The following is a 26,562-nucleotide window of genomic DNA, read 5'->3' on the forward strand; positions in this document are numbered from 1 at the left end:
TCTGAAGCCACAACGGGGCGATACCGTCAGTTGAGCTCTTTTGGCGAATAGCCGAGGATATGCCGGGCGATGATCAGCCGCTGGATTTCCCCGGTCCCCTCGTAGATGTCGAAGATCCGCGCATCGCGAAAGAGCTTTTCCAGCGGCTCGGAGGCGGAGAGACCCGCGGCGCCGAGGACCTCGATACAGGTTTGGGTAACGCGGCGTGCCAGCATCCCACCCATGGCCTTGGCCATGGACGAGTCGACTTTGCCCGGCCCCTCTCTCTGCTCGATCCATTTGGCGCGGACCACGGTGAGCCAGGTTGCTTCCCATTCGGCTTCCAGGGAGAGCATGCGCGCGGAGGCCATCGGTTGCGTCGCCAGGCGCGCATTGTAGTCGGGCTGGATGCCCGCGTTGCGAAGCTGGGTCCAGGTGTAGTCGAGCGCGGCCCGCGAGACGCCCAATGCGTAGGCCGCGACGACCGGACGGGATTCGCTGAATGATTGAAGCGTCTTCTTCAGGTCGCCGTCGACGTGATTGAAAGCCGGGACCTGGCAGTCGACGAAGGAAAGCGCTGCGGTATCCTCCCAGCGGATGCCCATCTTCCGGATCTGTGGGCCGACGTTGAATCCCGGTGTGCCCTTTTCGACGATGAACGTGGACAGCCGCTGCGGCTGCTCCGGATGCAGCGCGCGCGCGAGGACGAGGACTGCGTCGCATCCTTCGGCATAGGTGATGAAGATCTTCTCGCCGTTGATGATCCAGTTGCGGGTGACCGGGTCGAACCGCGCCGTGGTCCTCACCGAAGCCGGATCGGAGCCGCCGACGGGCTCTGTCAGTCCGATCGCGATGGTCCAGTCGTGCCAGCGGTCATACTGCTCGGCCGTTCCGGCGATCTTCAACACGGTGTTGCCGAGCGAATATCTGTGCTCGCGAAGCGGGACGCCACCATACCAATCCTCAAGGTACAACAGCGCTTTGATGATCTTGTGGCCGCTGGTCTCGTGGACAAAGGCCTCGAGCAGAGCCCGCACGTCGGGGCACCCATCCGCCTCGGGATAGGCGTGAGGCAGAAGGCTGTCCTCGGCGTTCTCGAAATCGCGGGCATATTTGGTCGCCAGCTTTGCCTGACGACGTGCCTCATCGATTAATTGGCGGTCGCGCTCGGTGAACTCAAAGCTGATCATGAGGAATGTCTCCGAATTCCGGCAGTCATGCGCCGACCAGGCTATCGAGAACCGACAGGGAGCGGGCGTTGCGGTACCACATCTCCAGCGGAAGGTCGCGAACGAAGCCGTGGCCGCCGAACACCTGCACGCCCTCGTCGGCGATACGCATGGCGGAGTCGCTCGCATAGAGCTGCGCCAGGCGCGCGCTGCGTGCCGCGTCGGGATTGCCATCCAGTTCGGCCGCCGCCTTCAGCCCCATCCATCGCATCGCGTCGATCGCGACGTGCATGTCGGCCAGCTTGAAGGCGATGGTCTGCTTGCGGGCGATGGCCTCGCCATGGACGATGCGGGTCTTGGTGTAGGGAAGAGCGAAATCGAACACGGCACGCGACAGGCCGGAAAGCATCGCGCAAAGGGCGATCCGGGATGCGTCGCGGATACGCTGGACATTGGCGCCGGCCGTCTCACCGAGACGCATGGATGTGGGAATCGTGACGCCGTCGAACGCGACCGATGCCCAATCGAGGCCGCGTAGCCCAAGCGTGCCCTCGATTTTCGAAACCCGCACGCCGGCCGTATCGAGTGGGACGATAAGCGCCTCGTCCCGGCCATCGCACTTCACGAGTGCGAGCAGATAACGGCACTGCTTTGCGACCGGCACCATCGTCGCACTGCCTTCGAGCCGAAATCCATTGGCTGTTCGCGTGATGCTGGTTCTCGCCGCGGTGTTGTCCGGCAGGGCGGCATCGAGTTCGACCACCGCAGCGAGTTGCGGAGAATCTGACATGAACGAGGGAAGCAGTTCGTCCCGCTGCCGATCGGATCCCTGCTCGGCGACGGCCTTGGCGAAGCCGACAGATGCCGCGATGGCGGTGGCAACGGCTGCGTCTCCGGCCGCGAGTTCCTCGAGCACCAGCGCGTTCAGGACGGTCGGCTGCTCCATGGTCCGAAACGCGGGATCGGCAACCGCTTGTACGATACCCAGCGCCCAGGCGTCCACGAGGGTGGAGGAGGGAATCTGCGCCGCTTCATCGGCGGCGCGGGCCGCAGGCGCGAGCGTGGATCGCGCCAGGCCGGCGGCAGCGCTGCGAGCGATCTCCTGTTCCTCGCTCAACTCGAACGAAATCAAGTGGAACTCCTCATGGGCCTGTTGATGCTATTGACGTCGCGAGTGCGTGGTGCCCGCTTTCGTTGATGCTGATGATGCCGATGCTTCCGTCGCTCCGCAGGCGAAGGCGGGTGACCGAGCCGTAACCTGGAAGGAAATGCACGAAGCCGTTCAAGGCGAGTGCCTGCGAGAGCACGACGTTGATGGGCATGCCGTGGGTGAAGATCGCGACCTTCTGCCTCGCGTCGCCTTCGGCGGCGATGGTCTTGAGGGCACCCATGACCTCGGCCTGGAAACGATCGGGATCTCCTCCAAGGTAGCGGATCGGGTCCGTCAGGAATCGCTTCCATTCATCCTGCCCCAGGCTGCGCAGCGTTTCGGTGGAGCGATACCGCGCGCCGAACCGGTCAGCCTCGGCCCACTCGTCGACGACGTCGATCGGCCGGCCAAGTCGTTGCGCCAGAGGCTCCGCCGTTTGCCGCGCGCGCCGCAACGGGCTCGCGACGATACGATCGATGGTTTCCAGACTGAGAAGTTCGGCGATCGCGTCCGCTTGCCGCCGTCCGTCGTCGTTCAAGGGCGGATCGCCGGGGTTCGCGGAATCGTTCTCGTCCGGCCGGCCGTGGCGCACAAGAATGATTTTCATGGTCCGTCCCAGATGCGCTTCTCCGGCGGCAACCCGCGACCGGCAGGCTGAACCATCGTTGTTTTGAAATATGGTATAGTAGTGAACTAATGTGTCAAGCGAGTGGAGGCGCGGTGCTGCTTCCGATGGATGGTCGAATATCCCGGCGTTTCGAGACCATTCGACGATAACGGGCATTCCGCGGAACGTCGTCAGGACATCGCATGCATGCGTTTCCTGATGTGTGATTTACAGACCAAGTAAGCCAGCGTATCAATTGATCGATGCGGACGATCAAGGACATGCCCATGTCGAAGCCTCTCGTGGGAATCAAGGTGCTGGATTTCTCCAAGGTTCTGGCGGGGCCGCTGTGCAGCCAGTATCTGGGCGACCTCGGCGCGGAGGTCGTCAAGGTCGAGATGAAGGGGCAGGGCGACGAAACCCGGGGATGGCCGCCGTTTCCCGCGCCGGGTTTCGGAACTGTGTTTCTCAGCGCGAACCGCAACAAGCGCAGCATCGCCATCGATCTCAAGACCGAACGCGGCCGCGAGATCGCGCATGAACTGGCGAGGACGGCGGACGTTGCGATCGAGAGTTTCGGTTCGGGCGTCGCGGAGCGTCTCGGAATCGATGCCGCGACATTGCGTCCGCTGAACGAGCGACTGATCCATTGCAGCATCTCGGGGTTCGGCCGGACTGGTCCCCTGAAGAATGCGCCCGGCTATGACGTGATCCTTCAGGCCTTTTGCGGCGTCATGGCGATGACAGGCGACGAGGGCGGCGGGTACATCCGTAGCCCGATCTCGCCGATCGACCAGATGACGGGGGTGCACGCCTTCAGCGGGATCCTCGGGCTGCTCTATGCGCGGGAGAAAACCGGGCAGGGTGGAACGGTTCAGGTGTCGCTGTTCGAGACCGCGATGGGGCTGCTCGGCTACAATCTGCAGACCTTCTGGGAGCGTGGGGTTCAGCCGGCAAAATGCGGCTCGAGCCACGAGTCGCTCTGCCCCTATCAGGCTTTCGAAACCGGCGAAGGACCGATCATGATCGGTGTGGCGAACGACAATCTGTGGCGGAAGTTCTGCGCCGTCGTGGGGCTGGCCGATATCGTGGACGATCCGCGCTTCCGGACCAATGCCGATCGGGTTCAAAACAGGGCGGAAACCCTCCGCCGCGTGCAGGAGGCGCTGATGTCGCGGTCAGCCGTGGCATGGAACGAGGCCCTGGCGGCAGCCGGCGTGCCCTGTTCGCCGATCAATTCCCTGGCTCAGGTGCTAAGTCATCCCCATACAGACGCAAGCGGAATCATCGTGGAATATGATCATGCCGCGGCCGGGCATATGAAGGGCGTGGGACATCCCGTCCGCATCAATGGTCAGGCGCGGACCGCGGGAAAGCCGCCGCCGGCGCTCGGCCAGCATACGGACGAAGTTCTGTCCGAACTCGGCATGTCGGCGGAGCGGATCGAAACGTTACGCGACGCGGGCATCATCGGATGATCCGTGCGCGGAGACAATGAGGGAGGATATCGATGAGCGAGCCGACGGCGAACGACTTCACCACGATCACGGTCGAAGAGCGTCCCGGGATCGACATTGTCTCGTTGAACCGGCCGGAGACGCTGAATGCGGTGACGCCGGCGATGGCCGAGGAACTGACCACCTATTTGTCGTCGCTGCACGACAAGCTCAGGACACGCGTGGTGATCCTTCGGGCCAACGGCCGCGCATTTTGCGCCGGCGCCGAGCTTGGTTCAGAGGCCTTTGCGAAACCGGGGGAGGGACGGCCGCAACGTCAGCTGCGAATGCAGCAGCAATACTCCGGCATCATTCGCCTGATGAGAAGCTGTCCTCAACCGATCGTCGCACTGGTCCAGGGCGCCGCGTGCGGGGCCGGCTTTTCGCTGGCGCTTGCCGCCGACGTCCGGTTTGCCTCGCCGCACGCACGCATGAATGCCGCCTATATCCGCGTCGGCGTCGGCGGTTGCGACATGGGGTCGGGCTATCTGCTGCCGCGACTGATCGGATTGTCCGTTGCCTCGGAACTGCTGCTGAGCGGGCGATTTATCGAGGCCGAAAGAGCCAAGGCCGTGGGATTGGTGAGTGACGTCGTTCCCGCCGATCAATTGCTGGCGACGGGCCTGGCTTATGCGGCGGACCTGCTGCGGACCGCACCGATGGGCTTGCGCATGACAAAGCAGACGCTCAACGCGCTGATCGACGCGCCGGGCCTGGAGACCGCCCTCACCATGGAAGACCGCCAGCAGGTGATGTTGCTGGAAACCGCCGATCACCGCGAAGCCGTGGCCGCGTTCCGGGAAAAGCGGGAACCGAGCTATCGCGATCTCTAGAATGGGACGCGAGTTCGACATCTTCGCGCCCGCCGGCAGTGCCTGAGCATTGGACCAGCGGGCGTTGGGAGACGGTCAGGACGCGGGTGCTTGGCGTTGACCGAAGGCGCCGGGACCGCCCAGATAGGCGGGATAGCCGAGCTCCCGTACGACGGCATAGTCGGCCATGCGAAGCTGCTCCGCCGTCAAGTCGAATGTGAGCGGGAGAACGGCCTGGCTCAGGCGCTGCATCAACGCCAGCGCCGGCTGGCGCCGTGGGTCCTGGTCCGATTGATTCAGCCAATAGCCCGCTCCTGCATTGCGGCGAAGCGCCGGAACGTTGGGCAAACCGGGGCGCGTGAAACCGACCGTCGCGAGGAGTTCGTCGCTGGGGCGCGCCTCCTCGAGCACCGATTTCGTCGTGGTGACGAAGTCCGCGATGAAGGCAGGCCGTTCGCCGGACTTGGCGAGACGGTCGTGATCGGTTCGACCGAGGAAGAGGGTCTGGATCATGTTGCGCGCCTCGGCCCGCTGGATCAGATGCGAGAATATCGCCATTTCACTGCGGATGGCGCCATCGAAGCATTGCGGGAGGCCGAACTCGACGCAATCGAGGATCGCGAGGGGGGCTGGATAGTGCCCGAGCGTCTCCGAAAGGACGCGCTCGCGGACGGGAGCGAGAAGCCTGCTCACCTCGAGCGGTGACGGATCCTTCCAATCCGCGCGATCCCATGGTTGCTGCACGGTGGACGTCGAGAGCAGCCAGGATTCCGCGGCCGCGATTTCCTCTCCGGGGGCGACGAGGGCATCGACGAGCCCGCTTTCGAGAGCTGCGGTGCCCGACAGCCTTGCTCCCTCCAGAAGCACGGGAAGGGCGCGCTCAACGCCGATCAGCCGTGGCAGGCGCTGCGTGCCGCCTCCGCCCGGCAATAGGCCGACCAGAGATTCCGGCAGACCAAGCGCGGCCCGCGGATCGTTGGTCAGGACGCGGTAATGCGTGCCGAGCGCGAGTTCGCAGCCGCCGCCGAGGGCGAGGCCCGCGATCGCGGACGCAACAGGCTTGCCACAGCTTTCCAGCGCGCGAATGGCAAGGCTCAGCCGGAAGAAATGATCGTAGGCGACGTTGAACCGGGCGTGAGTGGGCTTCGCCATGATCATGTCGTAGGCGACACCGAGTTCAGTGAGGTCGGCGCCCGCGCAGAACGCGCTGCTCTTGCCGGAGCGAACGACGACACCTCGTACGTCGCTCTGTGCGAGCCAGCGGGCAAACGCGCCGAGCTCGACGATGGCGGCTTCCGAGAATACGTTCATCGTGCGGCCGGGCGCGTCGAATATGAAGTGAACGAGGCCGTTGTCCTTCAATTCCAGCCGGAACTGTTCGAGTTTGGGCGGAGCCTGCGTCATGGAAGATCCTTTGCCTTCTTGAGGGAAGCCGGGCGAACGAGAGGTCAGAAGCCGACCCGGTCGCCACCCTTGAGCGAGAGGATTTCGCGAGCCTCGTCGGCGGTCGCCGGCTCAAGGCCGAGACCCTCAATGATCTTGCGAACCTGCCGCACCTGCGCGGCGTTCGAGTTCGCGAGCTGTCCGGCGCCAACCCACAAGCTGTCTTCGAGGCCGACACGGACGTGCCCGCCCATGGATGCGGCCATCGCCGCGACAGGCATCTGATTGCGGCCTGCACCGAGCACGGACCAGCGGTACGAATTTCCGAACAGGCGGTCGGCCGTACGCTTCATGTGCATGACGTCGTCGGGGTGCGCGCCGATGCCGCCGAGCAGACCGAAGCAGGTCTGGATGAAGAGCGGCGCCTGAACCAGTCCCTCGGTGAAGAAGTAATGCAGGTTGTAGAGATGGCTGGTATCGTAGCACTCGAACTCGTAACGCGCTCCGGTCGCGTTCAACGTTTCAAGGGCATAGCGAATGTCCTTGAAGCTGTTTCGGAAGACCAGATCGTGGGAGCCTTCGAGCATCGCCGGTTCCCAATCGTGCTTGAACTCCTTGTAGCGCTTCAGCATCGGGAAGAGCCCGAAATTCATCGAGCCCATGTTCAGGGAGGCAACTTCAGGCCGCCATTTCGCCGCGGGGCGGACACGTTCCTCGACGGTCATGTACGGCGAGCCGCCCGTCGTCAGGTTCACCACCACGTTCGACGATTGCTTGATCACCCGCAGGAACGGCTCGAATGCTTCGGGGCTCTGATCAGGCCGGCCGTCCTCGGGATTGCGGGCATGAAGGTGGACGATGGCGGCGCCGGCGTCGGCGGCTTCGAGGGCCGAACTCGCGATCTGCTCTGCGGTTACCGGCAGATGCGGCGACATCGACGGCGTATGGATGGAGCCGGTAATGGCGCAACTGATGATGACTTTGTTCTTCGCCATGATGAGTATCCTCCCGATTAGAACCTGGACTCGAAGGCGGTCCAGCTGTTCGACAAGCTGTCGCGGTGATGTTCGGCGGCAATCCCGATGAGGGCGTCGGCGCGGTCGCGATGAGAGAGCCCGCGGAGGTCGGCCGCGCCGTTCTCGGTAACGATGATGTCGGTGTCCATGCGGCCGAGCGACACGGGGCTTGCGCCGCCGTTCGGCCCGACGATGCGGCTGATGGTGCCGCCAGCGGCAGTTGCCGGCAGCGCAATGATGCGCAGCCCGCCGCCACACCACGCGCCTCGCGCGAAGTCCGAGGCGCCGCCGGGCCCCGAGCTGAGGCCCTGCGTCGTCATCTCGGCATAGACCTGACCGAACAGGTCAACCTCGATCGCGGAGTTGACCGCCACGAACCGTTCGATCTCGGCGACCACCCGTGGACCATGGGTATTGGAGACCGGCGTGAACGCGAAGGCGGGGCCGGACACGGCGGAATAGAGCCGTTGAGAGCCGATGGCGACGCCGCCGGTGACGGCGCAGCCGGAAGCAAGGGCGCCTGCATCGGCGAGATCGAGGACGGCATCGCCGATCAGCCCGGAATGGATCCTGATGTCGCGGTGGCCGGTCAAGGCACGCAGGACGGCAGTGGGGATCTTTCCGAGTCCGGTCTGCACGGTCCCGCCGTGCGGAATGAACGCGGCGACATGTCCGGCGATGGTTTGGGCGACCGGGTCGGGCGTCCCCTCGCTGAAACCGAGCAGACGCTGTTCTGCCTCGATCACCGCGGTCAGCTCGGAGAAAGGGATGCCGTGATGGCCGCGTGTTCTCGGCATCAGCGGATTGATGTGCGCGATCCGAACGGGGATGCGAGGCCAGATGTCGACAAGGAAATCCGCGATGGGGCCGAAGCTGCACATCCCGTTCTCGTCGGGCGGCGCGACCATGAACAGCGCGGCGTCGATCGGCACGGACCGCAATCGCGTGAGGATATCGCCATAGCACAGAGGAAAGAACGAGACCGCCGCGCCGGCCGCCCTGAGCTCGGGCGTGATGAAGAACGTCTCGACCCGGCAGCGTGGATTGGCGAGATAGGTCCGGGTGTTCAAGCCGGGGACGAAGATTCCGGTGAACGTCATCGCCCCGAGAGCCTCGCCGGCGCGCATGACCGCGTCGGCGAGAAGGAGCGATTCTCCGGAGCAGGCGACCACGAGGGTGCGCCCATCCGGAGGCAGGACGGAGGCGAGCGAAGCGGGCTCGATGCGGCGCGGCGCCACGTTCGCTCTCCGGTCGATCATTTCGCGTATTTGTGGAAGTCGGGCTTGCGCTTCTCGTTGAACGCGCGGACGCCTTCCTTGGATTCCTCGGTCTCGTAGAACAGCTTCACGGAGTACAGCGAAGCCATGCTGATGCCGCGGATGTTCTCGCTGTCGGCATTGAACGACCGCTTGGCGAGAGCGAGTGCCGTCGGTGAACGCTCCGCAAGCGTGTCCGTCCAGACCTTGACGGCGGCGTCGAGTTCGGCGGCCGGCACGACCTTGTTGACCAGGCCCATGTCGTAGGCCTGCTGCGCGCTGTAGCGCTCGTTCAGGTACCAGATCTCACGGGCGCGCTTGTCGCCGACGTGGCGGGCGAGCAGGGCCGTGCCCCAGCCGGGATCGACCGATCCGACCTTCGGCCCGACCTGGCCGAAAATGGCGGTGTCTGCGGCAATCGTAAGATCGCACAGGGTCGCGAAAACATTGCCGCCGCCGATGGCGAAGCCGTTGACGCGCGCGATCACCGGCTTCGGCACGTCGCGGATGATCGACTGGAATTCGTCGATGGGAAGGCCGACGATGCCGCGGCCGTCATACTGCCCCTCATGGGCGCTCTGATCGCCGCCGGTGCAGAAGGCCTTGTCGCCGGCACCGGTCAGGACGATGCTCGAGACGCCCTTGTCGTCGCCGGCAATCTGGAACGCGCGGATGAGCTCGTCGATCGTCTTGGCGCGGAACGCATTGTAGAGCTTCGGGCGATTGATGATGACCCAGGCGGCGCGGTCTCGCTTTTCGTAGATGATGTCTTCGAACGTCGGCAGATTGGTCATGGTTTCCTCTCTTGCGCGCACGGAAAGGCGCGCTGCTGGGTCGAAAGTCCTGATGGTGAGGACCGCGGTCGCGGTCAGATCATGTTCATGCCGCCGGCGACCGAGATGGTCTGTCCGGTCATGAAGCCAGCGTCTTCGGAAGCGAGGAACGCGACGATACCCGCGTAATCCTCCGGCTCGCCCATCCGCTTGAGCGGGATGCCGCGAACCATCGCGTCCTTCCATTTCACCGCCTGCTCGCCTTCACCGAGAACGGCGGCCATCATGGGGGTATTGGTCGGACCGGGGCAGACGGCGTTGAGGAGCACGCCCTTGCTGGCGAGCTCGCGCGCCACCGATTTGGTGAAGCTGATCAGGCCGCCCTTGCAGGCCGAATAGACGGCTTCGTTGCTGGTGCCGACGCGGGCCGCATCGGACGCGATATTGATGATGCGCCCGGCGCGGCGTTCGACCATCAGTGGTGCGACGACGTGGTGGGTATTGAGCGGGCCAAGCATGTTGATGCGAATGATCTTGTCCCAGAGCGCCTGGTCGGTGGCGAGGAAGGGCATCGGCTTGTCCCAGCCGGCGTTGTTGACGAGCGCCCAGATCGGGCCGAGTTCGGCTTCAACCTTGCCCACGGCATGCTTGACCGCCGCGTAGTCGCCGACGTCGAGCTCGTAGGTCTTGATGGTGGTGCCCGCACCGGCCAGCTTGGCGGTCTCGGCGCCGGCTTCGGGCTTGAGATCGAAAATGGCGACCTTGCATCCTTCCTGCGCCAGGCGAAGGCTGAGCGCGCGGCCTATGCCTTGTCCGCCGCCCGTGACGATCGCTATCTTGTCCTTCAACCCACGCATCGCATGTCTCCGTGTTTCATCCCATGAGGTCCAATTCGGCGCCTTCGGCTTCTTCAGCTTCGCCGCCCAGCATCTCGAGCAGCGTATCCTTGAGTGTGCGCAGCGTGTCCGCCGCCTGGTTCAACTGCTCCTCGGGTACGCGGCTGAGAATTTCGAGTTCGATACTCTCGACGCTCTCGCGAATGGTGGTGACCATCTTGGCGCCGGCGCGGGTCAGATAGACGCGCCGGGCCCGGCCGTCATTTCGGTCAGCGCGCCGTTCGATGAAGCCCGCGCCTTCCATGCGATCGAGCAGGCCGCCGATGGCCACCTTCGTCAGGTCCAGATCCGCGGCGAGCGCGGTTTGCGTCATGCCGTCGCGGCGCGAAAGGAAGGCGAGCACCCACCATTGGGAACGGGTGATGCTGAGGGGCTTCAGCGACCGGTCGACGACGACTCGCCGCAGACGGGAGACGTCGTGAATGAGGAAGCCGAAGCGGAGGCTTGAATTGAGATCTCTAGCCATCGAAGGTCCTTACGGATGCGGCCGCCGTTGCGTCGAGTTGCGGGGCGGCGCGCCATTTCGTCGTCATTCGCGCCGCGCTCTCGATTTCGAGCGGTCCTTGAACATGTCCCTCGCGATGATGGTCTTCATCACCTCGATCGATCCGCCGGCGATCTTGACGACGCGTGCGTCGGCATAGGCCCGGCAGATCGGATATTCCCACATATAGCCCCAACCGCCGAAAAGCTGCAGGCATTTGTCGACGGTCTCGCAGTGGAGCTCCGACGTGACCATCTTGGCCATGGCGGCGTCGACGGCGTCCAGCTTTCCGGAGAGGAACAGGTCGATACAGCGGTCGGTGAACACCCTGGCCATGGTGGCCCTGGCCTTCAGATCGGCGAGAACGAACTGGGTGTTCTGAAAGTCGGCGATGGTCTGGCCGAACGCCTTGCGCTCGGTCGTGTAGTCGACCGTCCATCCGATCACGGTTTCGGTGACCGTCGCGGAGCGGATCGCCTGGGCGAGACGTTCCTGCGCGAGCTTGGTCATCATGTGCTGAAAGCCGCGACCTTCCGAGCCGAGCATGTTGGCCGGGGGTACACGGACGTTGTCGAAGAACAGCTCGGACGTGTCCTGCGCCTTCATGCCGAGCTTTTCGAGATTGCGTCCCCGCTGGAAGCCCTCGCGGTTGGATTCCACAAGGAACAGTGTAATCCCGTTCGCGCCGGCGGACGTATCGGTCTTGGTCGCCAGCACGATCACATCGCAGAGCTGGCCGTTGGAGATGAAGACCTTCTGGCCGTTGATGACGTATTCGTTGCCGTCACGCACGGCCTGGGTCCGGACCGCCTTCAGATCGCTGCCGGCGTGCGGCTCGGTCATGCCCAATGAGCCGATCGCTTCACCGCGGACCATCTTGGGCAGCCAGTGACGCTTCTGCTCGTCAGTGCCGAACGAGAGGATGTAGGTCGCGACGAGATCGGTATGGATCAGGAAGCCGGGACCGCTGGCGCCGACGCGCCACAATTCCTCGAATACGACCACGTCGAACAGGTAGTCGAGGCCGGCTCCGCCGAACTCTTCGGGCACCGTGCAGCAGAGCAGGCCGGCCGCGCCGGCCTTCAGCCAGAGGTCTCGGGGAACGATCCCGTCTTCCTCCCACTTGGCGTGGAACGGCACGATCTCCTTCTCGACGAAACGACGAACCGTCGCGCGCCAGATCTCATGTTCTTCGCGAAAAATGGAGCGCTCGATCATTGTTGCTCTGCCCGCCTGCCTGTCTCTGCCTTAGGCCCGTTGTGACTTGTCGCGCTCGGTCGACTTGACGATCGCGTCACGTGCGGCCTTCCACTGCTCGTCGGTGAGCGCCGATAGATCGGCGAACGTCCCGGGTCCGGCGAGATGCTGTCCGCCGTCGATCGCGATCGTTTGTCCGGTCAGATATTCGCAGGCGTCCGACATCAGGAAGATGATGAGGCTTTGCAGTTCGCGCATCTGGCCGAACCGGCGCATCGGGACGGTATCGGCACTGGTTGCGCTGGATTTGGTGTCGGGTATCGGATTGAGCTTTTCCCAGGCGCTCTCCGTGGGAAATGGTCCCGGTGCAGTGGCGTTGAGCCGAATGCCGTAAGGGCCCCATTCGACCGCCAGGGACATCGTCATTGCATGCAGCGCGGTCTTCGCCATGGCGGAGGGGACGACGAAGGCCGATCCGGTCCAGACCCAGGTCACGAGATTGCTGACCACCGAGCCTTTGAGGCCACCCGCGATCCAGCGCTTGCCGGCCGCCAGGGTGACGTGGAAGCTGCCGTCCATGACGGTCGACGTCACGGCGCGGAAACCGCGCGGGCTCAGTTCCTTCGTCGGTGCGATGAAATTCGCCGCGGCGTTGTTGAGGAGGCCGGTGAGGGGGCCGACGCTCCAGATGGCCTCCATCATCCTGTCGACCTGATCGGCGTCACGGATATCGCAAACGTGTGTATGGACCTTTGCCTTGTCGGACGATGCGATCTCGCGGGCTGCGGCTTCCAGCACCGGGGCGCGTCGTCCGCAGATGTGCACGGTGGCTCCCCTGTCCGCCAGCGCCTTGCTGATCTCCTTGCCGAGACCGCTGCCCCCGCCGGTAACCAGGATCGACTTCCCGGCCAACGCATCAGGCCGAAAGATATCCATGCTCATAATAGGGCAAAGCCTCCGTTTACAGCCTTTTTTGACGTCGTTCCGAAAAATTCGTAAACCTATTTACAAGATTGGGCATTGCTGTCAAGTTGCGCGCCAACCAACGAGGGACGGAAATTGCCCACCACGCCAAGTCAATCTCAGGCCGGCCGTTTCGTTGCGGCAGTCGGAGCCTACGCACCGCTGCTGCGATTGGAACGGGCTGCCGCCGGCAAGGCTCTCAAGTTTTCAGGTCTGGGCGGCAGGCCGTCCGGCCGTCGTGCCGTTGCGGGATGGGACGAAGACGCGTTGACGCTTGCCGTCGAGGCGTCGCGGGCGTTGCCGCAACCCGAGGCCGTGATCTTCGCGTCGACCTCCGCTCCCTTCATCGAGCGGTCACAGGCGACGCTGCTCGTTGATGCGCTCGCCCTGGATCAGGGCGTGCGCACCGGCGACGTCGCCGGATCGCGCCGTTGCGCGGTCTCGGCACTCCGCGATGCTTTGCTGGGGCGTGGCGATACGATCATCGCAGCCGGGGAAAAGCGGCCGGCGACCGCCGGGAGCTCACAGCATCTGTCCGACGGCGACGGCGGCGCGGCTGCTTTCGTCTCCGATCGCGGCGCCGCGCAACTGCTCGGTCACGCGAGCCTGTCGCATGACCTCGTTGATATCTACGCGTCCCGCGAACGCCCGCAATCCTACGCGTATGAGGAGCGGTTCGTCCGCGACACCGCGATCGGAAAAGTGATCGCGCCGACGATCAAGGCGGCCTGCGCCGCGGCGGGAGTCGCACCGTCGAAGATCGCGCGCGCGGCGGTGCATGAACCGCTTGCTGGGTGCTGGCGCGAGATTTCACGGCTGACGGGAGTGACCGCTCCGAATGCCGCGGCCGATCTAGCGCAAGCCGTCGGCGATCTCGGGTCGGCGCACGCGCTGTTCGCGTTCGCCTTGGCGTGCGCGGGAGCCCGCGAGGGAGATCTGATCCTGCTAGCCGGCTTCGGCAGCGGCTGCGATGCGATGGTGTTCCGTATCACAGGCGAGATGCCGGGCGCGCGCGAAGCGGCGGCGCAACTGAGCAAGGGCGTGGCGTTCGACGACTACATGCGCTTCCTCAGCCTGACCGGGGCGGTCCAGCTCGATTGGGGCGTACGCTCCGAGTTCGAGCAGAAGGCGCAGGCGACGGTGCTGGAGCGTTATGGCCGCGACATGATCGGATTCGTCGGCGGCCGCGACGCCGAGGGCAATGTCCAGTTTCCGAAGAGCCGCTTTCCGGTACGGCCGGACGCCACGGCTCCCGAGCCATTCGAGGACGTTCGACTGGCCGACTGTGCCGCCAGGATCGTCTCGGTGACGGCCGACCGCCTCAACTTCACGCCCGATCCGCCGTTCTGGTTCGGACTCGTGCAGTTCGACAACGGCGCGCGCGTGATGATGGAGTTCACGGACGGCGACGGCCGCGGCTTCTCGGTCGGAGACGCGGTGCGGCCGCTGTTGCGCATCAAGTCGCGCGACGCCCGGCGCGGCTTCAGGACGTACTTCTGGAAGGCGGCTCCCGCGGACCGTCCCACCATCGAGGGATAGACATGGCCACAGGCATCAAGGACAAGGTCGCCGTCATCGGCATGGGCTGTACGTCGTTCGGCGAGCATTGGAACAAGGGCCCCGAGGACCTGATGGTCGATGCGTTCGTCGAGGCGATTGCAGACGCCGGCATCGAGAAGAGCCAGATCGAGGCTGCCTGGATGGGCAATGCCCTCGATGACATCAACGTCGGCAACAGCGCCTTGCCGCTGGCGCACGCGCTTCGCCTGCGCGGCATACCTGTGTCGCGCGTCGAGAATATGTGCGCGACTGGCTCGGAAGCCCTGCGCGCGGCAAGCTATGCCGTCGCCGCCGGCGCGGTCGACATCGCGCTCGCGGTCGGCGTCGAGAAGCTCAAGGACACCGGCTACGGCGGGCTCCCACTCCGCACCAAGGGCCTCGCCAACGATCTGTGGATGCCCTACGGCTCGGCGCCGGGATCGTTCGCGCAATTGGCCGGAGCCTATGCGGCGCGCCATGGTATCGACAAATCCGATCTGAAGCGGGCGATGGCGCACGTCAGCTGGAAGAGCCACCAGAACGCAGCCCTCAATCCGAAGGCGCATCTGCGTAAGGCCGTCGACGTCGAGACCATCCTCAAGGCGCCGATGATCGCCGATCCGCTTGGTCTGTTCGATTGCTGCGGTGTGTCGGACGGCGCAGCCTGCGCCATCGTGACGACGCCGGATATCGCAAGAGGACTGGGCATCGCCAATCCCGTCACCGTGAAGGCAATCCAGTTGTGCGCAAGCCACGGCTGGGAGCTGCAATACGGCGAATGGGACGGAAGCTACGTCGCAAACACGCGGCAGGCTGCGAAACGCGCCTATGCCGAAGCGGGCGTCGAGGCGCCGCGCCGCGATCTTTCGGTCACCGAGGTGCATGACTGCTTCTCGATCACCGAGCTCGTCACGATGGAGGACCTGGATCTCTCCGATGAGGGGCGTGCGCCATTCGACATCCTCGATGGTCGTTTCGATCGGGCGGGGGCGCAGCCCTGCCAAATCGATGGCGGACTCAAGTGCTTCGGTCATCCCGTCGGCGCCTCCGGCCTCCGGATGGCTTACGAGGTCTATACCCAACTGCTTGGGCGAGCCGGAGATCGGCAGCGCGGCACGGTCGATCTTGGATTGGTGCACAATCTCGGAGGGGCGCCCTTCAACAGCATCGCGGCGGTCTCGATTCTCGGGCGCCTGCATTAGGAGGATCCGCACGTGGCGGGAAAATATTTCGAACAGTTCGAGATCGGCCAGAAGTTCGTACACGAGGTGCGGCGCACCGTCACCGACATGGACAACATTCTGTTCTCGACGTTGACGCACAATCCGGCGGCGATCCACATCGACCACGAATATGCGAAGACCACCGAGTTCGGACGTCCGCTGATCAATTCGATCTTCACTTTGGGCCTGATCGTCGGCTTGTCGGTGCAGGAGACCACGCTGGGAACGACGGTCGGCAATCTCGGCTGGGAAGAAGTCACCTTTCCAAAGCCTGTCTTTGCCGGCGATACCATCCGCGCAGAGACGACGGTGGTCGCCCTGCGCGACAGCAAATCGAGGCCTCAGCAGGGCATCGTTACGTTCGAGCATCGCGGCTACAACCAGCGGAGCGAGCTCATCGCGTCCTGCAAGCGGGCCGCGCTCATGTTGCGGGTGCCCCAGCAATGAGGCTGCGCTCGCTGTTGTTCGTACCCGGCGATTCCGAACGAAAATTCGCGCGCGGACGGGAGTCGGGCGCCGACGCGCTGATCCTTGATCTCGAGGATTCCGTGGCGCCTCCCCAGAAGGCAGCCGCCCGGGATCATGTCGGCCGGCTTCTCGAAGGCCAGACGTCCCGTGACTGGGCATTCTTCGTGCGGGTCAACGCGCTCGACACCGGCTTGACGCTGGACGACATGGCTGCAGTCGTCAAACCCGGTCTCGACGGTCTGCTGATTCCGAAAGCCAATGGTGCTGCAGATATCGAGCGCATCGCTCACTACCTCGATGCCCTCGAAGTGCGGTCCGGCGTGGATCGTGGTTCGGTGCGGATTGCCGTGGTCTGTACCGAGACCCCGCGGGCAATGTTTGCACTGGGATCCTATGCGCCGGCGCACCCGCGGCTCGCCGCGCTGACGTGGGGTGCCGAAGATCTGTCTGCGGTCATCGGGGGGACCGACAACAAGGAAAGCGACGGCAGCTGGACCTGGCCGTATCAGGTGGCGAGGACGCAGTGCCTGTTCGCCGCGGCCGCAGCCGAGGTCGCGCCGATCGAAACGCTCTTTGCCGACTTCAAGGATTCGGAGGGGCTCGAACGCGACTGCCGACGGTCGCGGCGCGACGGCTTTGTCGGGCGCGTTGCAATTCATCCCGACCAGGTTGGCGTGATCAACCGGTGCTTTGCGCCATCCGAGGCCGAGATTGCGCAGGCGCGCAAGATCGTCGCGGCGTTCGAGGCCAATCCCGGCGCCGGAACGCTCGGGATCGACGGCAAGATGTACGACATCCCCCATCTGAAGGCCGCGAGAAAGACGCTGGCGTCTCTCTAAGGTTCTGCCGGTTTGCGAAGAGCACACGCCCCATGACGGAAGTTAGACCCTTACCCACGGACGACGAACGGAATGCGATTCGCGAGGGGGTGCGCGCCGTCGTCACCCGCTTCGATGACGAGTACTGGCTCGCGCGCGACGAGGACGGCAAGTTCCCGCTTGAATTCCATCGCGCCATGGCCGAGGCCGGCTGGCTCGGTATCACGATGCCCGAGGCATACGGCGGATCGGGGCTCGGAGTCACCGAAGCCGCCATCATGATGCATGAGGTGGCAAGCCATGGCGGGGGGATGGCGGCGGCCTCGACCGTTCATATCAACCTCTTCGGACCGCACCCGATCGTCGTGAAGGGCACGCCCGAGCAGAAGGCGCGATGGGTGCCGCAACTCATCGCCGGCAAGGACCAGTGCTGCTTCGGATTCACCGAGCCAGACGCGGGATTGAACACGACGCGGATCAAGACCTTCGCGGAGAAGGTCAAGGGAGGCTACATCGTCCGTGGCCAGAAAGTATGGACGTCGACGGCACAGGTCGCCAACAAGATCATGCTGCTGACGCGCACCACGAAATACGAGGATTGCGCGCGGCCGACCGACGGGATCACGATCTTCTACACGGATCTGGATCGCAGCAAGATCGATGTCCAGCGTATTCCGAAGATGGCGCGCAAGGCCGTCGATTCGAACGCCATCTTTATCGACGGGCTGTTCATTCCCGAAGAGGACAGGATCGGCGAGGAAGGCCAGGGCTTCTCGTACATCCTGCACAGCCTCAATCCCGAACGCGTGCTGATCGCTTCGGAAGCGATCGGAATCGGACAGGACGCATTGCGCAGGGCGACCCGCTACGCCCAGGAGCGCGTCGTGTTCGACCGTCCGATCGGTCAGAACCAGAGCATCCAGCATCCGCTGGCCGAGAAATGGATGTATCTCGAGTCTGCGTGGCTCATGGCGATGAAGGCGGCCGAGCTCTACGACCAGGGATTGCCGTGCGGAGCCGAGGCGAATTCGGCGAAGTTCCTGGGCGCGCGCGCCGGGCACGACGCTGCTTGGCAGGCGGTCATGACCCATGGCGGCTTCGGCTATGCCAAGGAATATCACGTCGAGCGGCTCTACCGCGAGGTCTCGCTCACGCGGCTTGCGCCCATCACCGAGCAACTCATTCTCTCGTTCGTGGCCGAGAAAGTTCTCGGCCTGCCAAAAAGCTATTGAGGCGCACTATGGGAATTATGGACGGAAAGGTCGCACTGGTCACAGGCGCGGGGCGTGGAGTCGGGCGAGGCATCGCGCTGGCCTTCGCGAAGGCGGGGGCTGCTGTGGTGGTCAACGATCTCGGCGTCAATCTTGCCGGAGAGGCGGGAGAGAGCATGCCGGCCAAGGAAGTGGCCGATGAGATCAATGCCGCTGGAGGCCGGGCCGTCGCCAGCACGGACAGCGTCACGAGCCCCAAGGGTGCTCAATCCATGGTGCAGATGGCGATCGACACGTTCGGACGGATCGATGCCGTCGTGAACAATGCGGGAAATCTGCGCGACGGGCTGTTTCACAAGATGACGGAAGAAGAGTTCGAATCCGTCCTCAGCGTTCATTTGCGCGGCAGCTTCCATGTTAGCCGTGCCGCGGCGCCGTTCTTCAAGACGCAGGCTTCCGGCGCTTATATTCACATGACGTCGACATCCGGGCTGGTCGGCAATTTCGGGCAGGCCAATTACGCGGCGGCCAAGCTGGGTATCGTCGGCCTGTCGAAGTCGATTGCCCTGGACATGCAGCGCTTCAACGTCCGTTCGAATGCCGTCGCACCATTTGCGTGGACGCGAATGATCGATTCCATTCCGACCAATACGCCCGAGCAGCAACGGCGCGTCGACGGGCTGAAGAAGCTCGTTCCTGAGAAAATCGCGCCGTTCGTGGTGGCGCTCGCGAGCGATGCGGCCGCGCACGTCACCGGCCAGATCTTCGGGGTCCGCAACAACGAGATCTACCTGTTCTCGCAGCCGCGCCCGGTCCGCACTGCTCACACGGCAGAGGGGTGGACGCCCGAGACGGTGATCGATCGGGTATTTCCGATGTTCGCGAATGATCTCTATCCGCTGCATCGCTCGGCCGACGTCTTTACCTGGGATCCGGTCTGATGAACGCGGAGGCCCTCACTCAGAAGAGGAAGAGCGTGGAGTCGGATCAGGGTGTTGCGAAGCGCCTGCGTAGTGGCCTGAAGATCCCGGTCATGGCCGCGCCGATGTTCATCGCATCAACCCCCGAGCTCGTGATCGCGCAATGCCGTTCCGGCATCATCGGTTCGATCCCGGCTTTGAACGCGCGGACCAGCGCGGAGCTGGACGATGATCTGACGCGGATCGAGCAGGGACTGGACGGCTGCCATATTCCCTACGCGGTCAATCTGGTGGCGCACAAGTCGAATGACAGGCTCGAGGCCGATCTGGAATTGACGATCAAGCACCGGGTGCCGATCGTGGTCCTGGCGCTGGCGGCAAGCGCCAAGATCGTGGATGCCATTCACGGCTATGGCGGCATCGTGCTCAACGATGTGATCAATGATCGCCAGGCGCGCAAATGTGCGGATATCGGGGTTGACGGCATCATCGCGGTTGCGGCCGGTGCCGGCGGCCACACCGGTAATGTGTCCCCATTTGCACTGATGGCGGAGATCCGCGAATGGTGGCGCGGGCTCTTGATCCTCTCGGGCTGCATCGCTACGGGAAGTGCGGTATTGGCAGCTGAGGCGCTCGGGGCCGATCTGGCTTATGTCGGCTCGCCGTTCCTGGCCTCGACCGAGGCGAATACCCAGCCTGCTTTCAAGCAGATGATTGTGGATTGCGCGGCCAAGGATGTCGTGATCGCCAATTGCTTTACCGGTGCGAATGCGTCGTTCTTGCTGCCGTCAGTGACGGCGAACGGACTGGACCCGGCCTCGTTGTGGCGCCCGGATCGCGGGGCCGTCAATATCTCGGGCGGCGGGTCCGATCGGAAGGCCTGGCGCGATATCTGGAGCGCGGGGCAGGGGATCGGAGCGGTCAAACGCGTCGAACCTGCTGCCGATTTCATTGCGTGGCTGGCTGACGATTACGCCCGGGCGCGGCGTGCGATTGCCGCTGTCTAGAAGTCGGGCGGCGCGTAGCGCTCGGAACAGATGAAGGCGGAGCGTGGAAGACGTTCCGCCTGAACGGTCGATTTCGGTTGGTTCGTTTGCGTCGGTCAGATTGGCGGATGTTGCTGAACCTCGGCGTACTTCTCGTAGCCGTTGCCCACGCCGTATTCGATGATGCCGTATCCGACGTCGTCGCCGTCGACGACCTCGATCACATGGTCGGAAAGCGTGCGGACCAACCGCCGCGTGTCCGGTTCGGCGAGGGTCCAGACATCGTGCTCCGAGTGGAATTTGCCCTTGTCGTCGCCATGAAACCAGCCGCGCAGGCCCCCGTAAAGGCCGCCCTTGAGGAAGTAGCGCGCCGGCAGCGTGCGGACCTTCACCTTCCGGTGCGTCCCATCCGAGAACACGGCGTCGAACGCGGCGCGCTCGACCGTTTGTCCGTGAGGATCGTTGGCCCAGACGACGTCGTGGGCGATTCCGGCCAACTTCCGCGTCGTCTTTGACCGCTCACCGATGGTCGTCACCTCCTCGCCGGAGATGTATATGAGATCACCGGGCGCGCGCTCCTTGAAGAACAGGTGCAGGCCGCGGTTGGCGAATTGCGCCGTCGTCCAGCAGTAGAAGAAGGGTGGATAGAACGTGACGGGTGGACTCGTCTCGTCGGTGCGCATCTCGCCGCGAATCCCCCAGGAATGATCCCGCTGACCGAGCCAGCGCGTGGCCTCGATGTCGCGCCGCTTGCCGTCGACCTCGATCCAGCCGCGGTAGGCGCCAAGTTGTTGGGCGCGCGCCATGTGCTCGGTAACCCGGCCGTTGCGGCGGCGGAAATGCTCTTCCTCCTCGTGCGGGTTCATGGTGCCGATGAATTCGATGTCGAACGCGAGGCTGGACTCGTTCGGCTCGAGCAGAAGGCGATGGCGTCGCAGCCCTTCGAGGATCTGGATGTGCAGCGGGCCGATCGACGTGGTGAGCGGATTCGGCCGCATCCTGCGGGAGACCCGGAAATTGTACTGCCGTCCGTCGACGGTGACGCCGGCGAAACCGTCCATCACGTTGCGGTTCGGGTGCCAGCCGAGCCCGACGTCGAAGATGAAATCGCCGTCGGGTTTCGGATGACCGGTGTACCAGTAGCGTTCCATCCAGGTCGGATCGCTGTTCATGACGTGGTCGAACGTCGTGGGAAGCTGGTGCCCGATGAAGTCGTCTTGAGCCGATAGCATGCCGGTATTCCTCTTCAGTCTTCGCGGCCCCGCGAGATCTCAGTGAACATCGGTTTGGCGCTGGTTTCGATGTCCCACTTGAGCTGGCGGTTCAGATAATCGTCTAGGATTGTCTCGACCTCTGCCACGACGGTGGCGGGCAGGTTTTCGCGGCGTTCGGCGAGCCAGTCGATCATGCGACAGAGCTGCTCATCGCTGGCGTTGCGTCTGGCCTCCAGCGCGCCTTCATCGGGCAGATCGGGCACTTCCGTGACACCTGGCAATGGCGCTCCTGGCAACTGGCCCGCCATGGCTTGAAGTTCCTTGCTGGCTTTGCTGAAAGCAAGCAATTGCTCGTGGAAGAAGCGGTTCGACCAGCTGGCACGCCGCTGGATGCTGTTGAGCATGTAGATGATGCCGATCGCTTGGCCGCGCGCGAACTCGCCTTCGAGATTGGGAATGACTTCACGCCGCAAGGTGGCGATCATCCCGTCGATCAGCCTGGGAAGCGAGTTGTTCACGAGCCGCGCTCCATGATCTTGGCGATCTGGCGAAATACCGGTCCGATCTGCGTCGCCATCGCGGGCATCCGCATGTCGTTGAACAGGCCATCTTCAAAGCAACGCGCCGCCGCCATGTGGGTGAGGGCGAGCTTGAGCAGCGAGAATACGATGTAGAAGTGGAGCGCGCCGCGGTCGATCTCGTGGCCCACCTTGTCCTGATAGCGCTGCAGGAAGGTGTCTTCGTTGGCGAGGGCGCAGACCATGCGGGTGCCGCCACGATATTGCGGCAAAAATGCCCAACCAAGGTCTTCAATCGGATCCCCGAGATGGACCAGTTCCCAATCGAGAATGGCGGAAATCCGCTGATCCCGCTCCAGGAAATTTCCGAGCCGATAGTCGCCATGGACGAGGGTGACGCGGGGAGCCCGCGGCTTGTTGCGGCGCAGCCAGGCGAAGGTTCGATGCGCCATCGGGTGTGCGCGCAGGGCCCAGCGCTGGAAACGCTCCCACCAGAAGTCCAGCTGACGATCGGCGGCGTTGTCCACGGTGATGCCGGGGTCCCACTGCGCCAGTTCGGTACGCCGCCACTCGAAATTGTGGAGCGCGGCGAGGGAATCGATGAAGTCCGCTGCAAGACTCTCGCGGCGGGCATCGTTCATCGCGCCATCGCTGCCGCCCCAAGGGAGCGGCGTATCGCCGGCGACGCGCTCGCAGAAGAAGAACGGCGCGCCCAGGATGGAGGGATCGTCGCTGGCCGCGAACGCGCGGGGCACGGGCACGCCGCTGCCCTCCAGCGCGGACAGCGATTGAAACTCGGGCATCGCGCTGTAAGGCGCGAACAGACCATAGGGGGGACCGATGCGCAGGATCATGTCGTCGGCGCGCGGATGGCCGCGCAGCTTGACGCCGTAGGTGATCCAGGAAAACCCGGCGGGGAATTTCTGAAGCCGCTCGATGACGACGGGACGTCCGGCGTCGCGGCTGAGAAAGTCAGCGACCGCAGCCTGCAGGGCCGATGGATCCTCGAACAGCGCGAGACCGCGTTGTGCTGCCTGCGCCGGGCGTCCCGCCGGACGTTGAATATCTTCCTGCTGCCGCGTCACGGCCTGGTCCATGCTCCCTCGGGGTCCGGGATGAAAGGCGACGGATGCGCCGCCTACCGAGACTTATGATAAACTAGCGCACCAAATTGTCTAGCCGCTCACAAGGTCGCAATATCCGCGTATGCGCCCGGCCTTTTGTTCAACCGCTCCAAGGGCTTTGCGCGGCGAGAAAAAAGAGCTTGGCACGGCGCGCCAGAAAAAGGTAATGTAGTTTACCAAGTAAGCAAGATATCGGCACCGGGAGGCAGGGATGAAGCTCACCGCATTTGAGTTCGTGATCAAGGACGGCGTTGCGCACATCACCCTGAATCAGGCCGATCGCGGCAATCCCCTGGACGGACATTTCGCCGAGGATCTGAACAGGCTTGCGACCGAATGCACGGTCAATCCGGACGTCAGGTCCGTTCTGATCGATGCCAAAGGCCGCTTTTTCAGCGTGGGGGGCGATCTCAATGCGCTGGCGCGCGACCGGCGTGATCTGGCGAATTTCGTATCGAGCGCGACCGCCGACCTGCACATGGCGATTTCGCGCTTTGCGCGGATGAACGCGCCTGTCGTGATGGCCGTCCATGCCCTGGCCGCGGGCGGCGCGGTGGCGCTGGTCGCGGGCGCCGACTTCGTGCTGGCATCGCCGGCCGCGAAGTTCTACGCGGCCTTCGCCGGGATCGGCATCGTGAGCGACAGCGGCGGCTCGTATTATCTGCCACGGCGCATGGGCAGCCGGCGGGCGTCGCAATTCCTGATGCTGAACGAGACGCTCTCGGCCGAAGAGGCCGCCGCGGCGGGATTGATCAACCGGGTCGTGTCCGCGGATTCGCTGAACGACGAGGCCTGGGCGCTCGCGCGGCAATTGGCCGCCGGTCCGACGCTGGCCTATGGCGAGATCAAGAATCTCCTGATCAGCAGCGAGACCGAAGGCCTGGAAGGACAGCTCGAGAACGAGGCGAGGGCCATGGCGCGCATCACGCGGACCGAGGATGCCTGGAACGCCATGCAGGCCGTTCTCGGCAAGCGCAAGCCGACGTTCGAGGCGCGCTAGGGCAGGCCGGCCCTTCTTATCGATGTCTGTGGCGGTGACCGGAAGGACGAGATCGAATGCTGCTCAATGAGGATCAACTGGCAATCCGCGACCTGGCGCGCCGTTTCGCGCGGCAGCGGCTTGCCCCGAGCTATCAGGAGCGCGAAAAAGCGGCGGTCATGGATCGCGACCTCGTCAGGGAGCTCGGTGACCTCGGCCTGCTGGGCGTGGATCTGCCCGAGGAGTACGGCGGACTGGCGGCGCCCGGCGTCACCGCGGGCGTGATCGCCGAGGAACTGGCCTATGGCGATTTCAACATCAGCACCGTGCAGGTGAACGTCTCGCTCCTGGGCGCGATCCTCGCCAACAGCGGGTCTCCGGATCTGGTGCAGGAATGGCTTCCGCGCATGATCAGTGGCGAAAAGCTGCTCGGCATCTGCGTCACCGAGCCGGGCGGCGGGTCGGACGCTGGCAACATGAAGCTGCGCTGCCGCCGCGAAGGCGATCACTACGTGCTGAACGGCGAAAAGACCTCGATCACCTTCGCCGATTGCGCCGACGCCTTCATCGTCTTCGCACGCACCGGAACGCCCGAAAGCGGCGCTGGCGGCATCACGGCGATGGTCGTATCCGCCGACAGCCCCGGCCTGTCGCGCACCCGCTTCAACGACGTCGGCAGCCGAATCATCGGCCGCGGCTCGGTGTTCTTCGACAACGTCCGCGTCCCCGTGGCCAACCGCCTCGGCGCGGAGAACCAGGGCTTCACCCATGTGATGCGCGGTTTCGACTACAGCCGCGCGCTGATCGCGCTGGAATGCATCGGCTGCGCGCAAGCCTCGCTCGACGAGGCCTTCGAGTACACCAAGACGCGCAACGCCTTCAACGCGCCGATCGCCCAGTACCAGGGCGTGACGTTTCCGCTCGTCGAATATGAGAGCCAGCTCGCCGCGGTCCGGCAATTGTCCTATCACGCGATCGAGCTGCGCGATGCCGGGCAGCCCCACACCGCGGAAGCGGCGATGGTGAAATGGATGGGCCCAAAGACGGCCTTCGACGCCATCCATCAGTGCCTGCTGACCTTCGGTCATTACGGCTGGACGCTGGAATCGCCGCATCAGCAGCGCATGCGCGACGTGATGGGGCTGGAGATCGGGGACGGCACCGCGGGCATCATGAAGCTGATCGTCGCCCGCGAACGCATCGGCCGCGCGGCCGTGCAATACGCCAAGCGGTAACGCCGGTCGACGGCTCTTGGATGCCCGGCCTATCGAGGCCGATCTCCGGAAGGTAGGCGAGATGACGCAGACCGTGAACCTGCAGATGCGGCTCGTTGCCCGCCCGAAAGGCGTGCCGCGGCCGGCGGACTTCGCCCTGGTGCGCGAGCCGGTCAGGCGTCCCGTGGACGGCGAGATCCTCGTGCGCAACCACTACCTGTCTGTCGATCCGGCGCAGCGCGGCTGGGCCAATGACGAGGGCAATTACAGCGCGCCGGTGCCGCTGGATACGCCGATGCGCGCGCTCGCGGTCGGCGAGGTCGTCGAGAGCCGGAGTGCCGGCATCGCAGACGGCGACTTCCTCTACGGCTGGTTCGGATGGCAATCGCATTGCACGACGACGCCCGATGCGATCCTGCGGCGGGTGACGCCGTCGGCGCTGCCGCTGAGCGCCAATCTCAGCCTGCTCGGCATCAACGGCCTGACGGCCTATCTCGCGTTCAACGGTCTCGGCAGGCCGAAAGCAGGCGAACACGTGCTGGTGTCGACGGCCGCCGGCAGCGTCGGCAGCTTCGTTGGGCAACTGGCGCGGCTTGCCGGATGCAGGCCCGTCGGCCTGACCAGCTCGGCGGAGAAGGCCGCACTGGCGCGGGAGCGCTACGGCTATGCCGACATGATCGATTATCGCAGCGAGGGCGATCTGGCGGCGGCCATTCGCCGCGCATGCCCTGACGGCAACGATATCTTCTTCGACAATACGGGCGGCGCGATCGTCGATGCGGCCATTCGATCGATGCGCAGGGGCGGGCGGGTGATTCAATGCGGGACGGCGTCGAACGCGTCCTGGTCGCCGCCGCCGACGGGCCCGCGTCCCGAACGCGAGGTGCTGACGCGCCGCCTGTGCTGGACCGGATTCATCATCTTCGATCACGTCGCGGCGTTCGCCGAGGCCGCCGACGCATTGACCCGCCTCGCTTCGGGTGGCGGGCTCGTCTACGACGAGGATGTGCGTCTCGGACTGGAACAGGCGCCGGCGGCATTGGCGGGCCTGTATGAAGGCAGCAACCGCGGCAAGCCGATCATCCGGCTCGAGGCCGCGACATAGCGTCGGGAGAGGATCGATGAAGGTCTTGGTGCCGGTAAAGCGGGTGGTCGATTACAACGTCA

At 64.3% G+C, this 26,562-nt stretch carries 26 protein-coding genes; 12 read left to right on the top strand and 14 right to left on the bottom strand.

The features are described 5' to 3' along the window. Positions 1 to 26 precede the first annotated feature (26 nt). Genes QM712_RS10600 through QM712_RS10610 form a run of 3 tightly spaced genes read right to left on the bottom strand, consistent with a single transcriptional unit; the run spans position 27 to position 3,082 of the window. Entirely contained in the window at positions 27 to 1,169 is a 1,143-nt protein-coding gene (locus QM712_RS10600) for an acyl-CoA dehydrogenase family protein (RefSeq protein ID WP_415023039.1), read from the bottom strand. Between the two features lie 25 nt (positions 1,170 to 1,194). Beyond that, positions 1,195 to 2,280 (bottom strand): acyl-CoA dehydrogenase family protein, encoded by a 1,086-nt coding sequence (locus tag QM712_RS10605; protein WP_415023040.1) that lies wholly within the window; start codon positions 2,278 to 2,280, stop codon positions 1,195 to 1,197. A 10-nt stretch (positions 2,281 to 2,290) separates the two neighbouring features. Further along, positions 2,291 to 3,082 (bottom strand): histidine phosphatase family protein, encoded by a 792-nt coding sequence (locus QM712_RS10610; RefSeq protein WP_415023041.1) that lies wholly within the window; start codon positions 3,080 to 3,082, stop codon positions 2,291 to 2,293. A gap of 110 nt (positions 3,083 to 3,192) precedes the next feature. Between QM712_RS10610 and QM712_RS10615 the strand changes: the two genes are divergently transcribed. Next, on the top strand, positions 3,193 to 4,383 hold the full coding sequence (locus QM712_RS10615; RefSeq protein ID WP_415023042.1) for a CaiB/BaiF CoA transferase family protein: 1,191 nt from the start codon (positions 3,193 to 3,195) through the stop codon (positions 4,381 to 4,383). 32 nt (positions 4,384 to 4,415) lie between these two features. After that, on the top strand, positions 4,416 to 5,234 hold the full coding sequence (locus QM712_RS10620; RefSeq protein ID WP_415023043.1) for an enoyl-CoA hydratase/isomerase family protein: 819 nt from the start codon (positions 4,416 to 4,418) through the stop codon (positions 5,232 to 5,234). A gap of 75 nt (positions 5,235 to 5,309) precedes the next feature. On the opposite strand, the gene QM712_RS10625 is transcribed toward QM712_RS10620, so the two are convergent. The 8 genes from QM712_RS10625 to QM712_RS10660 all read right to left on the bottom strand — a co-directional run bounded on the left by QM712_RS10625 (position 5,310) and on the right by QM712_RS10660 (position 13,160). Next, entirely contained in the window at positions 5,310 to 6,617 is a 1,308-nt protein-coding gene (locus QM712_RS10625; protein WP_415023044.1) for an enoyl-CoA hydratase-related protein, read from the bottom strand. Between the two features lie 44 nt (positions 6,618 to 6,661). Beyond that, complete coding sequence (locus QM712_RS10630; protein WP_415023045.1) at positions 6,662 to 7,591, bottom strand: 3-keto-5-aminohexanoate cleavage protein; 930 nt, start codon at positions 7,589 to 7,591, stop codon at positions 6,662 to 6,664. A 17-nt stretch (positions 7,592 to 7,608) separates the two neighbouring features. Further along, positions 7,609 to 8,850, bottom strand: a complete 1,242-nt coding sequence (locus QM712_RS10635) for an acetyl-CoA hydrolase/transferase family protein (protein ID WP_415023046.1) — start codon at positions 8,848 to 8,850, stop codon at positions 7,609 to 7,611. A 17-nt stretch (positions 8,851 to 8,867) separates the two neighbouring features. Next, complete coding sequence (locus QM712_RS10640) at positions 8,868 to 9,662, bottom strand: enoyl-CoA hydratase-related protein (RefSeq protein ID WP_415023047.1); 795 nt, start codon at positions 9,660 to 9,662, stop codon at positions 8,868 to 8,870. A 74-nt stretch (positions 9,663 to 9,736) separates the two neighbouring features. After that, on the bottom strand, positions 9,737 to 10,498 hold the full coding sequence (locus QM712_RS10645) for an SDR family oxidoreductase (RefSeq protein WP_415023048.1): 762 nt from the start codon (positions 10,496 to 10,498) through the stop codon (positions 9,737 to 9,739). Positions 10,499 to 10,514: 16 nt separating this feature from the next. Then, entirely contained in the window at positions 10,515 to 11,003 is a 489-nt protein-coding gene (locus tag QM712_RS10650) for a MarR family winged helix-turn-helix transcriptional regulator (protein ID WP_415023049.1), read from the bottom strand. Positions 11,004 to 11,066: 63 nt separating this feature from the next. Continuing rightward, a complete protein-coding gene (locus QM712_RS10655; RefSeq protein WP_415023050.1) occupies positions 11,067 to 12,239 on the bottom strand; it encodes an acyl-CoA dehydrogenase family protein in 1,173 nt (390 codons plus the stop codon). Between the two features lie 30 nt (positions 12,240 to 12,269). Further along, a complete protein-coding gene (locus tag QM712_RS10660) occupies positions 12,270 to 13,160 on the bottom strand; it encodes an SDR family oxidoreductase (protein WP_415023051.1) in 891 nt (296 codons plus the stop codon). Positions 13,161 to 13,448: 288 nt separating this feature from the next. Here QM712_RS10660 and QM712_RS10665 point away from each other — a divergent pair, with 288 nt between their 5' ends. Genes QM712_RS10665 through QM712_RS10695 form a run of 7 tightly spaced genes read left to right on the top strand, consistent with a single transcriptional unit; the run spans position 13,449 to position 20,367 of the window. Then, entirely contained in the window at positions 13,449 to 14,720 is a 1,272-nt protein-coding gene (locus QM712_RS10665) for a hypothetical protein (RefSeq protein WP_415023052.1), read from the top strand. A gap of 2 nt (positions 14,721 to 14,722) precedes the next feature. Next, positions 14,723 to 15,922 (top strand): acetyl-CoA acetyltransferase, encoded by a 1,200-nt coding sequence (locus QM712_RS10670; protein ID WP_415023053.1) that lies wholly within the window; start codon positions 14,723 to 14,725, stop codon positions 15,920 to 15,922. A gap of 12 nt (positions 15,923 to 15,934) precedes the next feature. Then, positions 15,935 to 16,390, top strand: a complete 456-nt coding sequence (locus QM712_RS10675) for a MaoC family dehydratase (RefSeq protein WP_415023054.1) — start codon at positions 15,935 to 15,937, stop codon at positions 16,388 to 16,390. Next, the gene (locus QM712_RS10680) at positions 16,387 to 17,250 is read left to right on the top strand and encodes an HpcH/HpaI aldolase/citrate lyase family protein (RefSeq protein ID WP_415023055.1); all 864 of its coding nucleotides are present in this window, start codon (positions 16,387 to 16,389) and stop codon (positions 17,248 to 17,250) included. Before QM712_RS10675 ends, QM712_RS10680 begins: the two co-directional genes overlap by 4 nt. A 32-nt stretch (positions 17,251 to 17,282) precedes the next feature. Beyond that, entirely contained in the window at positions 17,283 to 18,461 is a 1,179-nt protein-coding gene (locus QM712_RS10685) for an acyl-CoA dehydrogenase family protein (protein ID WP_415023056.1), read from the top strand. Positions 18,462 to 18,469: 8 nt separating this feature from the next. Beyond that, positions 18,470 to 19,381, top strand: a complete 912-nt coding sequence (locus QM712_RS10690) for an SDR family oxidoreductase (RefSeq protein WP_415023057.1) — start codon at positions 18,470 to 18,472, stop codon at positions 19,379 to 19,381. Continuing rightward, the gene (locus QM712_RS10695) at positions 19,381 to 20,367 is read left to right on the top strand and encodes an NAD(P)H-dependent flavin oxidoreductase (protein WP_415023058.1); all 987 of its coding nucleotides are present in this window, start codon (positions 19,381 to 19,383) and stop codon (positions 20,365 to 20,367) included. Before QM712_RS10690 ends, QM712_RS10695 begins: the two co-directional genes overlap by 1 nt. Positions 20,368 to 20,462: 95 nt before the next feature. On the opposite strand, the gene QM712_RS10700 is transcribed toward QM712_RS10695, so the two are convergent. From QM712_RS10700 to QM712_RS10710, 3 genes are read right to left on the bottom strand one after another with little or no spacing between them, the layout of a single operon-like run. Then, positions 20,463 to 21,578, bottom strand: a complete 1,116-nt coding sequence (locus QM712_RS10700; RefSeq protein ID WP_415023059.1) for a hypothetical protein — start codon at positions 21,576 to 21,578, stop codon at positions 20,463 to 20,465. Positions 21,579 to 21,592: 14 nt separating this feature from the next. Next, the gene (locus tag QM712_RS10705; RefSeq protein ID WP_415023060.1) at positions 21,593 to 22,078 is read right to left on the bottom strand and encodes a hypothetical protein; all 486 of its coding nucleotides are present in this window, start codon (positions 22,076 to 22,078) and stop codon (positions 21,593 to 21,595) included. Continuing rightward, positions 22,075 to 23,175, bottom strand: a complete 1,101-nt coding sequence (locus QM712_RS10710; RefSeq protein WP_415023061.1) for a phosphotransferase family protein — start codon at positions 23,173 to 23,175, stop codon at positions 22,075 to 22,077. The genes QM712_RS10705 and QM712_RS10710 overlap by 4 nt, the downstream gene beginning before the upstream one ends. Positions 23,176 to 23,413: 238 nt before the next feature. Here QM712_RS10710 and QM712_RS10715 point away from each other — a divergent pair, with 238 nt between their 5' ends. From QM712_RS10715 to QM712_RS10725, 3 genes are all read left to right on the top strand, one after another. Further along, the gene (locus tag QM712_RS10715) at positions 23,414 to 24,202 is read left to right on the top strand and encodes an enoyl-CoA hydratase/isomerase family protein (RefSeq protein WP_415023062.1); all 789 of its coding nucleotides are present in this window, start codon (positions 23,414 to 23,416) and stop codon (positions 24,200 to 24,202) included. A 56-nt stretch (positions 24,203 to 24,258) separates the two neighbouring features. After that, positions 24,259 to 25,416, top strand: a complete 1,158-nt coding sequence (locus QM712_RS10720) for an acyl-CoA dehydrogenase family protein (protein ID WP_415023063.1) — start codon at positions 24,259 to 24,261, stop codon at positions 25,414 to 25,416. A 61-nt stretch (positions 25,417 to 25,477) separates the two neighbouring features. Continuing rightward, entirely contained in the window at positions 25,478 to 26,500 is a 1,023-nt protein-coding gene (locus tag QM712_RS10725) for an NADP-dependent oxidoreductase (protein WP_415023064.1), read from the top strand. Positions 26,501 to 26,562 lie beyond the last annotated feature (62 nt).

Source organism: Bradyrhizobium sp., assembly GCF_047605465.1.
Taxonomy (GTDB): Bacteria; Pseudomonadota; Alphaproteobacteria; order Rhizobiales; family Xanthobacteraceae; genus Bradyrhizobium.

Excerpts from the sequence above, each read along its gene's own strand:
- QM712_RS10600 (WP_415023039.1), bottom strand. The coding sequence starts at position 1,169 with ATGATCAGCTTTGAGTTCACCGAGCGCGACCGCCAATTAATCGATGAG.
- QM712_RS10610 (WP_415023041.1), bottom strand. The coding sequence starts at position 3,082 with ATGCCCGTTATCGTCGAATGGTCTCGAAACGCCGGGATATTCGACCAT.
- QM712_RS10615 (WP_415023042.1), top strand. The coding sequence starts at position 3,193 with ATGTCGAAGCCTCTCGTGGGAATCAAGGTGCTGGATTTCTCCAAGGTT.
- QM712_RS10620 (WP_415023043.1), top strand. The coding sequence starts at position 4,416 with ATGAGCGAGCCGACGGCGAACGACTTCACCACGATCACGGTCGAAGAG.
- QM712_RS10625 (WP_415023044.1), bottom strand. The coding sequence starts at position 6,617 with ATGACGCAGGCTCCGCCCAAACTCGAACAGTTCCGGCTGGAATTGAAG.
- QM712_RS10630 (WP_415023045.1), bottom strand. The coding sequence starts at position 7,591 with ATGGCGAAGAACAAAGTCATCATCAGTTGCGCCATTACCGGCTCCATC.
- QM712_RS10640 (WP_415023047.1), bottom strand. The coding sequence starts at position 9,662 with ATGACCAATCTGCCGACGTTCGAAGACATCATCTACGAAAAGCGAGAC.
- QM712_RS10645 (WP_415023048.1), bottom strand. The coding sequence starts at position 10,498 with ATGCGTGGGTTGAAGGACAAGATAGCGATCGTCACGGGCGGCGGACAA.
- QM712_RS10650 (WP_415023049.1), bottom strand. The coding sequence starts at position 11,003 with ATGGCTAGAGATCTCAATTCAAGCCTCCGCTTCGGCTTCCTCATTCAC.
- QM712_RS10655 (WP_415023050.1), bottom strand. The coding sequence starts at position 12,239 with ATGATCGAGCGCTCCATTTTTCGCGAAGAACATGAGATCTGGCGCGCG.
- QM712_RS10660 (WP_415023051.1), bottom strand. The coding sequence starts at position 13,160 with ATGAGCATGGATATCTTTCGGCCTGATGCGTTGGCCGGGAAGTCGATC.
- QM712_RS10670 (WP_415023053.1), top strand. The coding sequence starts at position 14,723 with ATGGCCACAGGCATCAAGGACAAGGTCGCCGTCATCGGCATGGGCTGT.
- QM712_RS10680 (WP_415023055.1), top strand. The coding sequence starts at position 16,387 with ATGAGGCTGCGCTCGCTGTTGTTCGTACCCGGCGATTCCGAACGAAAA.
- QM712_RS10685 (WP_415023056.1), top strand. The coding sequence starts at position 17,283 with ATGACGGAAGTTAGACCCTTACCCACGGACGACGAACGGAATGCGATT.
- QM712_RS10690 (WP_415023057.1), top strand. The coding sequence starts at position 18,470 with ATGGGAATTATGGACGGAAAGGTCGCACTGGTCACAGGCGCGGGGCGT.
- QM712_RS10695 (WP_415023058.1), top strand. The coding sequence starts at position 19,381 with ATGAACGCGGAGGCCCTCACTCAGAAGAGGAAGAGCGTGGAGTCGGAT.
- QM712_RS10700 (WP_415023059.1), bottom strand. The coding sequence starts at position 21,578 with ATGCTATCGGCTCAAGACGACTTCATCGGGCACCAGCTTCCCACGACG.
- QM712_RS10710 (WP_415023061.1), bottom strand. The coding sequence starts at position 23,175 with ATGGACCAGGCCGTGACGCGGCAGCAGGAAGATATTCAACGTCCGGCG.
- QM712_RS10715 (WP_415023062.1), top strand. The coding sequence starts at position 23,414 with ATGAAGCTCACCGCATTTGAGTTCGTGATCAAGGACGGCGTTGCGCAC.
- QM712_RS10720 (WP_415023063.1), top strand. The coding sequence starts at position 24,259 with ATGCTGCTCAATGAGGATCAACTGGCAATCCGCGACCTGGCGCGCCGT.
- QM712_RS10725 (WP_415023064.1), top strand. The coding sequence starts at position 25,478 with ATGACGCAGACCGTGAACCTGCAGATGCGGCTCGTTGCCCGCCCGAAA.